Source organism: Streptomyces boninensis (assembly GCF_048572725.1).
GTDB lineage: Bacteria > Actinomycetota > Actinomycetes > Streptomycetales > Streptomycetaceae > Streptomyces > Streptomyces boninensis.
This window is the reverse complement of sequence record NZ_CP183837.1, coordinates 9,319,214-9,331,644: the sequence shown is the minus strand read 5'-3', so window position 1 is coordinate 9,331,644 and position 12,431 is coordinate 9,319,214. Positions and strand designations below refer to the sequence as shown.

Sequence of the window (12,431 nt, the reverse complement as noted above, 5' to 3'; positions counted from 1 at the left end):
GCCGGCGGCAGGCTCTCAGGCGAAGGACACCGTGAAGCGGCGGTTGGTCAGGCTCGGGTTCTTGGCCCTGACCTCCGCCACCCGCTTGGCGTCCAGGGGGGCCGAGGCCACGCCCGGGTTCTCGCCGGCGGAGGCGACCGCGTGACCCATGGGGTCGATGATGCTGCTCTGTCCGCTCCATGTGGGGCCGGTCTGGCCGCAGCCGAGGACGTATGCCGTGTTCTCGATGGCGCGGGCTCGCAGCAGCGTGGTCCAGTGGTCTTCCTTTACCGGGCCGACCACCCATGCGGCAGGTACGACGATCGCCTCGGCGCCCGCGTCGACCAGGAAGCGGGCCATTTCCGGGAAGCGCAGGTCGTAGCACGTCATGACGCCGAAGGTCAGACCGTCGAGGGCGAAGGTCAGGGCCTGTGCCGCGTGCGGCTGGATGCGGTCGGACTCGCGGTAGCCGAAGGCGTCGTAGAGGTGGACCTTGCGGTACGCGCCGAGGCGCTCACCCGCACTGTCCACGGCCACCACGGTGTTGCTCGGCTTGCCGGAGCCGTCGCGCGGTGCCTCGGTCATCCCCGCGACCACCGCGATTCCGTGCTCCTTCGCCGCGGCCGCGATCGCCGTCGCGAACGGGCCGTCCACCGGCTCAGCCTGGCTCGCGGTCTCAGCCGCCGGGTCGGGGTTGGCGTACATGGCGTTCTCGGGGAGGACGACGAGGTTCGAGCCCTGGGCCGCGGCCGCGGCGATCAGGCCCGTGGCCGCCTCCAGGTTGGCTGACTTGTCGGTGGTGGCGGCGAACTGGCCGACCGTTGCGAGCATGGGATGTGGTTCCTTCCTCAGAGTGGTAAAGAGTGACTACGGGCGGATGAGTTCCGTGGTCTCGTCCAGCGCCGCCCGGAAGCCCGCCGCCAGCGCGCCGTGCTGCATCGTCAGCACCAGCTGATCGGCGCCGTGCGCCAGCGCGAAGGACTTCTCCGCCGTCGACCACGCCGGCAGCACCCACGGCTTCCCGGCCGAGCGCGCCGCGTCCGCGATCACCGCGAGGTCGGCGAAGTCACCGTCCCCGCGCGTGTACGCGCCCCGCTCCCGGCGCATCGACAGATCGCTCGGGCCGACGAAGACCCCGTCGACCACCGGCAGCGCCAGGATCTCCTTGATCTCCTCGATCGCCCCGGCGTCCTCGATCATCGGATACACCCGGGTCGAGCGGTCCTGCCGGGCGATCCAGTCGTCGTCGAAGCCCCCGTACCCCGCCGTCCGGCCCCCGGCAAAGCTCCGGTCGCCGAGCGGCGGGAATTTCCCGTACGAGCACACCAGAGCCGCATGCGCCGCACTCTCGACATGCGGCACGACCACCGCCGTGGCGCCGAAGTCCAGCGCCTGCTGGATCGGCCCCCGCTCCGGCCCGAGCACCTTCGCCAGGACGTCCAGGTCCAGCGAGCGCAGGAACGGGATGAAGCGCTCCAGATCGGCGAGGTCGAAGGCGCCGTGCTCGATGTCGAGCACCACGGCGCCGTAGCCTGTGGCGGCCACGATCTCCGCCGCCGCGAAACTCGGGTCCGAGAGCCAGGCGGCGTACTTGCGGCGGGGATCGGTCGTGCGCGAAGACATGAGCCTCCTTAATCAGGTATACACTGCGTATACGCATTCGGTGAGGGAGATGAGCGTGTCAGTCGACCAGGGGGGCAGCGCCGGTTCGGCGCGGTCGCGGGCCTACGAATGGGTGCGCGAGGCCATCTTGTTGGGGCATTACCAGGAGGGCGAGTTCCTGGAGGAGAAGGCCCTCTCGGAAGAGGCGGGGGTGTCGCGGACCCCGGTTCGCGAGGCGCTGCACCGGCTCGCGGCGGAGGGGTTCCTCGACCTGCTCCCCCGCCGTGGCGCCCAGGTCCGCCGCGTGACCGTCGGCGAGATGATCGAGACGTACGAGATGCGGCAGGTCCTGGAGATCCACGGCTTCTCGATCCTCTGCGAGCGGCGGATCGAGATCCCGCCGGAGCAGGCCGAGCTGCTGGAGCGGATGGGCGCCCCCGACCTGTTGGCGCGGTCCCGCGCCGGCGACCGCGAGGCGATCGCCGAGCACGGGAAGCTCGACTTCCGCTTCCACTGCGGCTTCGTCCGGGCGACCGGCAACACCGTGCTGCTCGACCTCTTCCGCAGCCTCCAGCCGCGGCACCAGCGGATAGGAGTCTCGGCGATCACCATCCGGCCGGAGCGGCTGCCCGTCATCATGCGCGAGCATCACACGCTGCTGACGGCGCTGACCAAGCACGACTTCGAGCTGGCGGCGGAGACGCTGCGTACGCACCTCAACCCCGATGACACGGTGGTCGCGCACCTGAAGTGACGGCACGCGGGAGGAGGCCGTCACGCCGCCATCTCCCGCCACAGCCGCCGCCGCTCCGTCTGCTGGGCCGGGTCCGGCACCGGAGCGGCCGCCACCAGCCGCCGGGTGTAGTCGGTCTGCGGCCGGGCCAGCACCTCGTGCGCCGGGCCGTGCTCGACGAGCCGGCCGTGCTGCAGCACCGCGACCTCGTGGGCGAGCAGCTCGACCACCCCGAGGTCGTGCGAGATGAACAGGCAGGCGAAGCCGAGCCGGTCCTGCAGCTCCCGGAACAGCCGCAACACCGTGGCCTGCACGGACACATCCAGCGCCGAGGTCGGCTCGTCCGCGATGAGCAGCTCCGGCTCCAGCGCCAGCGCCCGGGCGATCCCGATGCGCTGCCGCTGGCCGCCGGACAGCTCGTGCGGAAAGCGCTCCGCCCAGCTCGCCGGCAGCTCGACCTGCTCCAGCAGTTCGGCCACCCGCTTGCGCGCCTGCGCCCGGTCGGCGGTACGGCTCGCCAGCAGCGGCGCCGCGATGGAATCGCCGATCGACAGGCGCGGGTTGAGCGAGGCGCCGGGGTCCTGGAAGACCATCGAGTACGTGGGGCGGAAGGCCCGCAGCCGGCGTCCGGTCAGGCGGGTGACGTCCGTACCGCACACCTCGATCGACCCGGCGGTCGCCCGCGAGAGGCCGACGATGGCGCGCCCGATCGTGGACTTGCCGGAGCCGGACTCGCCGACCAGCCCGAGGATCTTGCCGGGGCCGATGGCGAGGCTGACGCCGTGCACGGCCTTGAAGCCCTTCTGCCCGAGCCGGCCCGGGTATTCGACCTCCAGGTCCGTCACCCGCAGCGTCGCGGCCTCGGCCTCCTGCGCCGCCTCGGGCGCCGACTCGACGGAGCCGGGGGCCGGTGGCTTGGGGACCGCGGCGAGCAGCTTGCGCGTGTACTCGTGCTGCGGCGCCGCGAACAGCCGCTCGACCGGCGCCTCCTCGACCACCTCGCCCTGCTTCATGACCACGACGCGGTCGGCCAGGTCGGCGACCACGCCCATGTCGTGGGTGATGATCAGCACCGCCGAGCCCAGGTCCTTCTGCAGTCCGCGCAGCAGGTCGAGGATCTCGGCCTGCACCGTGACGTCGAGCGCCGTGGTCGGCTCGTCGGCGATGATGACCTCGGGCGAGCCGGAGATCGCCATCGCGATCATCGCCCGCTGCCGCTGGCCGCCGGAGAGCTGGTGCGGGTAGCTGTCCACGCGGCGTTCGGGCTCCGGGATGCCGACCTTCGTCAGCAGCTCGATGGCCCGGGTGCGGGCCTCCGCAGTGGGGATCTTCTCGTGGCAGCGGATGGCCTCGGCGATCTGCCGGCCGATGGTGTAGACGGGGTTCAGGGCCGTCATCGGCTCCTGGAAGATCATCGCGATGCGTTTGCCGCGGATGCCGCGCAGCGCGTCGTGGTCGAGGCCGAGCAGCTCGGTTTCGTGGAAGCGGATGCTGCCGCGATGCCGCGCACTCCCGCCGACCAGGCCGAGGACGGACATCGAGCTCACGGACTTCCCGGACCCCGACTCGCCGACCAGCGCGACGACTTCACCCTTGGCGACGGTGAAGCTGATGTCCCGTACGGCCGGGGTCCACTCCCCCGCGATACGGAAGTCCACCGACAGCCCCTCGACCGTCAGGACGGCATCGCCGGTCATCGTGTCCCCGCGGCGGCCGCCGTGTCGCGCGTGTTCGCCTCGTACTCACGCAGATACGCGGCACAGAAGCCCAGCACCCGCTCGATCCAGATCTCGCCCGTACGCGCGCTGCCCAGGCTCACATCGCCGGTGCAGCCGGTCGGGCTGACCTCGGAGAAATCCCACAGGACGGTGCCGGGCACGTCATAGCCGGGGATGGCGGCGTCGGTGTAACTGGTCGGCTTCCACCCGTCGTCGGACGCCAGCCCCCCGGGCTCGGCGAGCTCGCTCTGCACCTGCTCGGGGAACATCGCCAGCATCGCCGAGTGCTCCGGCTCCGCCCCGTGCCCGTACGCCGTGGCCGCGTCGTCGTATACGTCGCGCATCAGCGCGTACCCGAGCTGCCACGGGTACAGGTGCCCGATCAGCACCCCGAAGTCGCGCCGCGCGTCCAGGCTCGCGCCGGTCACCGGGCCGACGTTGCCGCCGTTGTTGTCGACGATGACGATGCGGCGGAAGCCGGAGGCCACCAGGGCCTGGATGATCTCGTACGTGACATTGCGCAGCGTCGCCTGGCTGAGCGAGAGGTTGCCGGCGTAGCCGCGGAAGGTGCCGGAGTGGCCGTAGTTCAGCGCCGGGGCGACCCAGTAGCCGTGCTCGCGGGCCAGCCGGTCGGCGACCCACTCGGCGACGATGGAGTCCTCGTGTACGGGCAGGTGCGGGCCGTGCTGCTCGATGGCGCCGATAGGGAGGAGGACGACCGGGTCCTGCGCGGCCAGGTGCTTGACCTGGGTCCAGGAGAGCTCGCCGAGGCGGTGGGTGTCAGGCAGGGTGACGGTCATGTGGCGTTCCTTTCAATGGCGTTGCGATGGTGCGGGGGTGGTTCAGGAGTCGGACCCGCGGCGCCGCGGGTCGAGGAGGTCGCGCAGGCCGTCGCCGAAGACGTTCAGGGCGAGCACGATGAGGATGATCAGCACCGAGGGATAGATCAGCAGTGCGGGCGAGACCTCCAGGAAGTCGCGGCCGGCGCCGACCATGGTGCCGAGGGACGGCAGCGGCGGCTGGGCGCCGAGGCCGAGGAAGCTCAGGCCCGCCTCCATCTGGATGGCGAAGCTCACCGAGAGGCTGAGCTGCACGATCACGGGGGCGGCGACGTTCGGGAGGATGGTGCGCAGGAGGATGGTGGTGCGCCGGGTGCCCATGATCTCGGAGGCCTCGACGTACTCCACATTCCTGATGGCCAGGACCTGGCTGTGCACGATGCGGGTGAAGCGCGGGATGTAGAGCACGCCGATGACCATGACGACGTTGATCAGCGCGGGCCCCATCGCGGCGACCACGGCGATGGCGAGGACGATGGGCGGGAAGCTGAGCAGGATGTCGATGCCGCGCATGATGATGCTGGACGCGACCCGGCCGCCGTAACCGGCGATCAGGCCGAGCGCCGTGCCGATGACGCCCGCGATCGCGACGGCGGACAGCGCGACGGCCAGGGACGTACGCAGCCCGATCAGCAGCCGCGAGAGCACATCGCGCCCGAAGTCGTCGATGCCCAGCACCCCGCCGCCGGTGAGCGGCTTGCCGACGATGTCGCGGTAGTCGTGCGGCGCGATCAGCGGTGCGAGCAGGGCGGCCAGGCCGACGATCAACAGGAATCCGCCGGCAATCGCGGTACGGCGGTTGGCGGCCAGCCGCCGGAGGAAGTGCTTGCCGCGGCGCCCGGCCTGTGCGTCGGGCTCGGGTGGGGCTTGCGTTGGGGAGAGTTCGGCGGTCGACATGTCAGGCTTCCTCCGCCCGCGGGTCGAGGGCTCGTGTCACCAGGTCGCCGACCAGGTTGACGAGGATGACGATGGCCGCCACGGCGAGGACGACGGCTTGGATGATCGGGTAGTCCCGCTGCCCGACGGCGCTCATCAGCAGCGAACTCACACCCGGCCAGCCGAAGATGGTCTCGACGAGGACGGTGCTGCCGATGAGGGTGGTCAGCTCGACGGTGGCCGCGGAGGCGACCGGAAGGAGCGCGGTGCGCAGCGCATGGTCGTTGATCACCTTGCGCTCCGCGAGTCCCTTGGAGCGGGCCGTGCGCACGTAGTCCGTACTCAGCGTCTCCAGCATCGCCGACCGCGTCATACGGGTGATGACGGCGCAGGAGGCGGCGGTCAGCGTGATCACCGGGAGGATGAGGATCTGCAGGTGGGTGACCGGGTCTTCCCACGGTGTGGTGAAGCGCTGCGGCGGCAGGATGGGGACGAGGAAGGCGAAGACCATCAGCAGCAGCGTGCCGATGACGAAGACGGGCAGCGAGATCCCGAAGATCGATCCGGCGACCAGCGCGTGGTCGGCGGGCTTGTCGGCGCGGGTGGCCGCGATCCGGCCGAGGAAGATGCCCAGCACCAGGGCGATGATCAGGGATATCAGGACGAGTTCGAGGGAGTTGCCGAGCCGGGTCGGCAGGTCCTGCATGACGGGGCGGCTGCTCATCAGCGACGTGCCGAGGTCGCCCTGGAAGAGCCGCCCCCAGAAGCCGAAGTACTGCTGCAGGAACGGCTCGTTGAGGTGCATCGCCTCGCGCGTCTGGGCGACCTGCTCGTCGGTGGCGCCCTCGCCGAGCGCGGCGCGTGCCGGGTCGCCGGGGATGAGGCGTACGAGAAGGAAGACGATGCTGCCGACGGCGAAGAGCTGCAGCAGGGCCTGCGCGAAGCGGGTGAGCAGGAAGCGTTTCATGCGCCCTTCTCCATCCATATGCGGCGGAGGGTCGTGCCGGTCCAGGACCCCTTGGGAGGGTGCTGGTAGCCCTTGACGTAGTCGTAGTGCGCCTCGCCCTGCTGGCGGCGGATCGTCCAGGTCATCGGGAGCAGTTCGAGCGCCCGCTGCTCCACATCCCGGTAGATCTCGTCGCGCAGCGAGCGGTCGCGGGCCCTGCGCCCCTCTCCCAGCAGCCGGTCGATCTTGTCGTCCTTGAAGCCGGTGTTCACGGCGAAGGTGCCGGTGCTGCTGAGGAAGTCGCCCAGCGAGGACGGGTCGCCGAACTTCGGCGCCGTGCCCCACGAGTGGGCGGGAAAGGACTTGGCGGTGACGCTGGCCCGGAAGGTCAGCCACTCCTGCTGGGTGAGCCGCACATCCACCCCTGCCGCCCGGATGCCGGGCAGCATCGCCTGCGCCGGGCGGGCGATCACGGAGTACGTGCTGGTGGTGACCACCGGCAGCGTCATGCCTTCCCGGCCCGCCTTCTTCAGCAGGAATCGCGCCTGCTCAGGGTCGTACGACAGGGTGTTGTCGAGCTTCGCCGGATAGCCGGCGAACGCACCCGGCATCAGCCCTCCGTCGATCGGCTGCCCGTGCCCGAGGAGAGCGGTCTCCAGCACGGACGGGCGGTTGACGGAGAGCGCGATGGCCTTGCGGACACGTGCGTCGTCGAACGGCGGCTTGGTGGTGTTGAACCCAACGAAGCCGAAGCCGAAGCTGCGATCCGAGGCGAAGCGCAGCCGCGGGTTCTCCTCGATCACGTCGACGTGGGTCGCGGGGACGTAATCGATCATGTCGACGGTGGCGGTGCGCAGCGCCGTGACGCGGGCGTAGTCGTCGCTCATCGGCTGGAAGACGATGCCGTTGAGGTACGGGAGGCCGTTGTCGAAGTAGTCGTCGAAGCGGGAGAACGTGGTGCTCACGCCCGGGATCCGCTCGATGAACTTGAACGGGCCCGTCCCCATGACCTTCGTCTTCGGATCGGCGCCGGACTCGATCCACCGGCGGGAGACGATGTTCGCGGTCGGCCCGGCGAGGACGAAGGGGACGGTAGTGTCGGGCTGCTTCATCCGGAAGACGACGGTGGACGCGTCGGGCGCCTCGACCGCCTTGACCTGGTCGAGCAGCGGACCGGTGGTCGCCGCGGTCTTCTTGTCCATCATCCGGCGGAACGAGAAGACCACATCCTCGGCGGTCATCCGCGAGCCGTCGTGGAAGCGCACCCCCGGGTGCAGCTTCACCTTGTACGTCGTGGTGTCGGACCAGCCGAACTCGGCCGCCAGATCGCCGGTGATCTCGCCGTCCCCGTCGTACTGGAGCAGGCTGTTGTAGCTCAACTGCCGCAGGAAGTCGGACGCCGCGCCCGTGGTGACGTGCGGATCGAGGTTGGCGGGGTCCGTCGACAGGCCGAAGTGCAGCACCCCGCCCCGGCTCGGCCCGCCGGGCCGGGCCTTTACGGCCTCCATGGATTCGGGCAGGTTCACCGGACTCCCGCAGGCCGCCAGCCCCGCCGTACCGAGCGCGCCTCCGCCTACTGCAAGCAGGCGTCGCCTGCTGATTGCTGCCATGACATCTCCACGCATCGGGGCTTCGGAACGAGCCGCTCAGGATGTGGATCCACCATGCATGGAGCATGTATACATGGCGTCCACACGGTGGTCAATGGGGCGGCACGCAGACCAACTCGGCGCGCATGCCTTGACGTCGCCCCGGGCGCGAGCATAGCGTGGTTGATAACAAGTTATTAGAGAGTGATAACGCAGAAAAACCAACGCACTCCGGTATCGCATACCAGGAGAGGAGCGGGTTATGGAATCCCTGGGGATTTCAGCGCAAGGGATCGCGATGCGCTTCGCTCGACGCGCACAGGAACAGACGGTCCTGGAAGATATCAACCTCGACATCACCCCGGGCAGCTTTGTCACGCTGCTTGGCCCATCCGGGTGCGGAAAGAGCACCCTGCTCAAAATCCTGGGCGGCATTCTCGCGCCCACCGCCGGCGCGGTTCAGATCGGCGGTCTGCCCGCCGAGGACGCGGTCAAGAGCCGGCAGATCGGCCTCGTACCGCAGCGGCCCGCGCTGCTGCCCTGGAAGTCCGCGCTGCAGAACGCCACCATGCTGCGGCAGATCGCCACCGGCGAGCTGTCCAGGGAGGCGGCGTCCGCCGCGCGGGAGGCTCTGGACCTCGTCGGGCTCAGCGCGGCGGAGGACAAGCTGCCGCATGAGCTGTCCGGCGGCATGGCCCAGCGGGTGTCCATCGCCCGCGCCCTGGCCATGGACCCGGCCATCCTGCTGATGGACGAGCCGTTCGGCGCCCTGGACGCCATCACCAGGGATGAGATGAACGAGAAGCTCGCCGAGATCTGGGCGGCCACGGGCAAGACGATCGTCTTCGTCACCCACTCCATCTCGGAGGCGGTCTTCCTCTCCGACACCGTGCACGTCATGAGCCGCGACCGCGGCCGCGTGCTGGAGTCCCTCGACGTCGCCCTGCCCCGGCCGCGCACCCGCGGCGTATTCGACAGTCCGCTGTTCGGCGAGTACACGGCGCGGCTGCGCGGCCACCTCGAGCCGAAAGCGACGGTCTGATCATGGCACTCGCACAGGACAGCGCAAAGCGGCAGCAGGCCGGCCCGTCCTCGGGTAACGGGCAGGGCATCGGCCGTACGATCCGGTACTGGATCTCCCGGGCCTGGCCTTCCCTGGCCGTGCTCGTCGGCGCGTTCGTCATCTGGGAGCTGGCCGTCGAGATCCTCGGCATCTCCAGCTTCGAGCTCGCGAAGCCGACGGAGTTCATCGCCGAGATGGGGCGGTCCAGCGACATGCTGCTGGAGTCCACCTGGGCCACCACCCAGGAGATCCTCTACGGCTTCCTGCTCAGCTTCGCCATCGGCGTGCTCCTCGCGGTGCTCATCGTCCGCTTCGGCTGGCTCGAGCGCGCCCTCTATCCGCTGATCGTCCTCTTCCAGGTGGTGCCGAAGGTGGCGCTCGCGCCGATCTTCATCCTCTGGTTCGGGTACGGGCTGGCGCCGAAGCTGCTGCTCATCGTCGTGATCGCGTTCTTCCCGATCACGCTCAACATGATCGTCGGCCTGAAGGCGATCGACCAGGACCTGATCCTGCTGATGCGGTCGGTCGGTTCCTCGAAGAACCAGATCCTCACCCGTATCCAGATCCCGACCTCGCTGCCGTACCTCTTCGCGGGCATGCGCATCGCGATCACGCTGGCCGTCATCGGCGCGGTGGTCGCGGAGTTCGCCGGGGCGCAGAAGGGGCTCGGCTATCTCATTCAATTCGCTTCGACACAGCTCGACACGCCGCTGATGTTCGCGGCGTTGACCCTCGTGTCGCTGCTCGGCCTGATCCTCTATTACGGGATGTCGCTGCTCGAGTTCGCGTTGAGCAAGCGTTTCCCGCACATCAAGGCCGACACGGAATGATTTGGAGCCACCATGTTTTCCTCCGGAAGGCGCTCCAAGAAGACCGCGGCCGGAATCGCGGGAGCGGCGGCAGCGGCACTCCTCCTCGCCTCCTGCAGCTCGGAAGTCAAAATTGATTCCGATGCGGACGGGCTCGACAACGTCACCGTGCAGCTCGATTACCAGCTCCGCGGCAACCACGCCATGTTCCAGGTCGCCGACCAGCTCGGCTATTTCAAGGAGCAGGGCATCGACGTCGAGGCCATCAACACCGGCACCAGCTCGACCGACGCCCTGCGCATGGTCGGCAAGGGGCGGGCGGACTTCGGCTTCGCCGACCTGCCGACGCTCGTCACCGCGCGCTCCCACGAGGTGCCCGTGACGGCCCTGGCGGCCGTCAATCAGACCTCGCCGCTGGCCATGTGCACCGTGAAGAACAAGAACCGGCTGAAGTCCGTCGGCGATCTGAAGGGCCTGACCTCCGGCATCCACGCCGCCGGTTCGACCTTCATCTTCTATCAGGCGCTGCTCAAGGCCAACGGCCTCGACCGCGGCGACCTGACGGAGGCCAGCGTCAACCCTCCGTACGAGAATTTCCTGCTCAAGGGCAAGGTCGACACCGTGCCCTGCTACATCGACGCCGAGGTGCCGCACCTCGAGGACATCGCCGGCGGCAAGGGTTCGCTCGACGTGCTGCTCGGCTCGGAGCACGGCTACCAGGCCTACGGCTCCGGGCTGTTCACCAGCGACGAGATGGTCAAGAAGCACCCGGACCTCGTCCAGCGGTTCACCAACGCGTACCTCAAGGCCTTTGAGTACGTGGTCGACCACCCGGACAAGAGCGCCGCGATGATCGCCAAGTCCTCGCCGCAGACCCAACCCCTCGCCCCCCTGTTCCGGCGCCAGCTGCAGGCCGACATCGACCACACCTTCACCAGCGCGACCACCGAGAAGCACGGTCTCGGGGCGATGGATGAGCGGGTCTGGCGGACGACCATCAGCACCCTCGCCGACCAGGAGCTGCTGAAGAACAGCACCCCCGCGACGAAGGACGTCTACAACCCGTCGTTCGTCGAGAAGTACGCGGCGAAGTCGGACTGAGGAGGAGGGAAGCGGAGCTATGAACACCACGGTTGAAAAGCACGGCCGCCACGCCGAAATCTCCGGCGCGGGGTTCGCCGGCCTCACCGCCGCCATCGCACTCGCCCAGCGCGGCTGGACGGTACGGGTCCATGAGAAGGGCGCGGAGCTGCGCGAACAGGGTGCGGGCATCGTCCTCTGGCACAACAGCCTGAAGGTCCTCAAGGCGATCGGCGCCTACGACCGGGCGATGGCCGACTCGATGACCCCGCCCTACTACGAAACCCGCTTCCAGCACGACAGCATGTCCCACGAGGACTTCGGCGGCATGCCCTGGCGCACCATGACCCGGCCGCACCTGCACAAGTCGCTGCTGGACACGGCGGTCGAGGCCGGGGTGGAGATCCGCACCGGCTCGGAGGTGGTCGCCGCCGACCCCCGCGGGCGGCTCACCCTCGCCTCCGGTCACCTGCTCGATGCCGACCTCGTCATCGGCGCCGACGGGGTGAAGTCGAGGGTCCGCGACTCGATCGGGTTCGAGCAGGAGCGCTCGAAGTCCCGCGACGGGATCACCCGGTTCCTCGTCCCGCGGCGGCGGGCCGAGCTCGGCCCCGGCCAGTGGGACAACGTTATCGACTTCTGGAACCTCGACCCCCGCTATCTGCGGGTGCTCTACGTGCCCTGCAACGACCGCGAGCTCTACATCGCCCTGGGCGCCCCGAGGGCCGACGAACAGGGCAGCCGGACGCCGATCGACCTGGACCTGTGGACCACCGCGTACCCGGAGCTCACCCCCGTACTGGAGGCCGCGGCGACCGCCAAGGACCCGCGCTACTACGGCTACGAGACCACCGTCGTCGAGGAATGGCGGCGCGGCGCCGTGGCCCTGGTCGGCGATTCGGCGCATGCCATGCCTCCGGCGCTCGCCCAGGGCGCGGGCTGCGCGATGGCCAACGCGTACACCCTCGCCGTCGCGGCCACCGAGGCCGCCGACGGTGAGCTGGAGGAGGCGCTGGCCCGCTGGGAGCAGCTGGAGCGGCCGATCACCGACCGCTGCCAGCAGCGCTCCGCCGGCTTCGCCGCCAGCCGCCGGATGGCCGAGGGCAGTCAGTTCACCCTCGAGAACCTCGAGACCGCCCTGTACGACCCGACCAACCCCAACCGCCACGCCCTGACGCTCGCGCAGGGCTGAGGAGA

General features: G+C 69.3%; 12 protein-coding genes. 5 read left to right on the top strand and 7 right to left on the bottom strand.

Annotated features, from left to right (window positions below):
• Positions 1 to 15: 15 nt before the first annotated feature.
• Together ACNNMR_RS42015 and ACNNMR_RS42010 are read right to left on the bottom strand one after the other, a co-directional pair.
• Positions 16 to 810 carry a carbon-nitrogen hydrolase family protein gene (locus tag ACNNMR_RS42015; RefSeq protein WP_420000020.1) on the bottom strand — a complete coding sequence of 265 codons (795 nt, stop codon included), beginning with the start codon at positions 808 to 810 and terminating at the stop codon, positions 16 to 18.
• A 36-nt stretch (positions 811 to 846) separates the two neighbouring features.
• Positions 847 to 1,602, bottom strand: coding sequence for an HpcH/HpaI aldolase family protein (locus ACNNMR_RS42010; protein WP_420000019.1), 756 nt, complete (start codon positions 1,600 to 1,602; stop codon positions 847 to 849).
• Between the two features lie 55 nt (positions 1,603 to 1,657).
• Between ACNNMR_RS42010 and ACNNMR_RS42005 the strand changes: the two genes are divergently transcribed.
• Positions 1,658 to 2,335 carry a GntR family transcriptional regulator gene (locus ACNNMR_RS42005; protein WP_420000018.1) on the top strand — a complete coding sequence of 226 codons (678 nt, stop codon included), beginning with the start codon at positions 1,658 to 1,660 and terminating at the stop codon, positions 2,333 to 2,335.
• 20 nt (positions 2,336 to 2,355) lie between these two features.
• On the opposite strand, the gene ACNNMR_RS42000 is transcribed toward ACNNMR_RS42005, so the two are convergent.
• From ACNNMR_RS42000 to ACNNMR_RS41980, 5 genes are read right to left on the bottom strand one after another with little or no spacing between them, the layout of a single operon-like run.
• Positions 2,356 to 4,011, bottom strand: coding sequence for an ABC transporter ATP-binding protein (locus ACNNMR_RS42000; RefSeq protein WP_420000017.1), 1,656 nt, complete (start codon positions 4,009 to 4,011; stop codon positions 2,356 to 2,358).
• A complete protein-coding gene (locus ACNNMR_RS41995; RefSeq protein ID WP_420000016.1) occupies positions 4,008 to 4,832 on the bottom strand; it encodes a creatininase family protein in 825 nt (274 codons plus the stop codon). The genes ACNNMR_RS42000 and ACNNMR_RS41995 overlap by 4 nt, the downstream gene beginning before the upstream one ends.
• Before the next feature lie 42 nt (positions 4,833 to 4,874).
• A complete protein-coding gene (locus ACNNMR_RS41990) occupies positions 4,875 to 5,768 on the bottom strand; it encodes an ABC transporter permease (RefSeq protein ID WP_420000015.1) in 894 nt (297 codons plus the stop codon).
• 1 nt (position 5,769) lies between these two features.
• On the bottom strand, positions 5,770 to 6,714 hold the full coding sequence (locus ACNNMR_RS41985; protein ID WP_420000014.1) for an ABC transporter permease: 945 nt from the start codon (positions 6,712 to 6,714) through the stop codon (positions 5,770 to 5,772).
• Positions 6,711 to 8,303, bottom strand: coding sequence for an ABC transporter substrate-binding protein (locus tag ACNNMR_RS41980; RefSeq protein WP_420000013.1), 1,593 nt, complete (start codon positions 8,301 to 8,303; stop codon positions 6,711 to 6,713). Before ACNNMR_RS41980 ends, ACNNMR_RS41985 begins: the two co-directional genes overlap by 4 nt.
• 277 nt (positions 8,304 to 8,580) lie before the next feature.
• Here ACNNMR_RS41980 and ACNNMR_RS41975 point away from each other — a divergent pair, with 277 nt between their 5' ends.
• From ACNNMR_RS41975 to ACNNMR_RS41960, 4 genes are read left to right on the top strand one after another with little or no spacing between them, the layout of a single operon-like run.
• On the top strand, positions 8,581 to 9,324 hold the full coding sequence (locus ACNNMR_RS41975) for an ABC transporter ATP-binding protein (protein ID WP_420000012.1): 744 nt from the start codon (positions 8,581 to 8,583) through the stop codon (positions 9,322 to 9,324).
• Between the two features lie 2 nt (positions 9,325 to 9,326).
• Positions 9,327 to 10,175 carry an ABC transporter permease gene (locus ACNNMR_RS41970; protein ID WP_420000011.1) on the top strand — a complete coding sequence of 283 codons (849 nt, stop codon included), beginning with the start codon at positions 9,327 to 9,329 and terminating at the stop codon, positions 10,173 to 10,175.
• A 12-nt stretch (positions 10,176 to 10,187) separates the two neighbouring features.
• Positions 10,188 to 11,255, top strand: a complete 1,068-nt coding sequence (locus ACNNMR_RS41965) for an ABC transporter substrate-binding protein (protein ID WP_420000010.1) — start codon at positions 10,188 to 10,190, stop codon at positions 11,253 to 11,255.
• A gap of 19 nt (positions 11,256 to 11,274) precedes the next feature.
• A complete protein-coding gene (locus ACNNMR_RS41960) occupies positions 11,275 to 12,426 on the top strand; it encodes an FAD-dependent oxidoreductase (RefSeq protein ID WP_420000009.1) in 1,152 nt (383 codons plus the stop codon).
• Positions 12,427 to 12,431: the final 5 nt, after the last annotated feature.

Coding starts and splice junctions, on each gene's coding strand:
- ACNNMR_RS41975 (WP_420000012.1), top strand. CDS start 8,581: ATGCGCTTCGCTCGACGCGCACAGGAACAGACGGTCCTGGAAGATATC.
- ACNNMR_RS41985 (WP_420000014.1), bottom strand. CDS start 6,714: ATGAAACGCTTCCTGCTCACCCGCTTCGCGCAGGCCCTGCTGCAGCTC.
- ACNNMR_RS42000 (WP_420000017.1), bottom strand. CDS start 4,011: ATGACCGGCGATGCCGTCCTGACGGTCGAGGGGCTGTCGGTGGACTTC.
- ACNNMR_RS41970 (WP_420000011.1), top strand. CDS start 9,327: ATGGCACTCGCACAGGACAGCGCAAAGCGGCAGCAGGCCGGCCCGTCC.
- ACNNMR_RS41990 (WP_420000015.1), bottom strand. CDS start 5,768: ATGTCGACCGCCGAACTCTCCCCAACGCAAGCCCCACCCGAGCCCGAC.
- ACNNMR_RS41960 (WP_420000009.1), top strand. CDS start 11,275: ATGAACACCACGGTTGAAAAGCACGGCCGCCACGCCGAAATCTCCGGC.
- ACNNMR_RS41965 (WP_420000010.1), top strand. CDS start 10,188: ATGTTTTCCTCCGGAAGGCGCTCCAAGAAGACCGCGGCCGGAATCGCG.
- ACNNMR_RS42015 (WP_420000020.1), bottom strand. CDS start 810: ATGCTCGCAACGGTCGGCCAGTTCGCCGCCACCACCGACAAGTCAGCC.
- ACNNMR_RS41995 (WP_420000016.1), bottom strand. CDS start 4,832: ATGACCGTCACCCTGCCTGACACCCACCGCCTCGGCGAGCTCTCCTGG.
- ACNNMR_RS41980 (WP_420000013.1), bottom strand. CDS start 8,303: ATGGCAGCAATCAGCAGGCGACGCCTGCTTGCAGTAGGCGGAGGCGCG.
- ACNNMR_RS42010 (WP_420000019.1), bottom strand. CDS start 1,602: ATGTCTTCGCGCACGACCGATCCCCGCCGCAAGTACGCCGCCTGGCTC.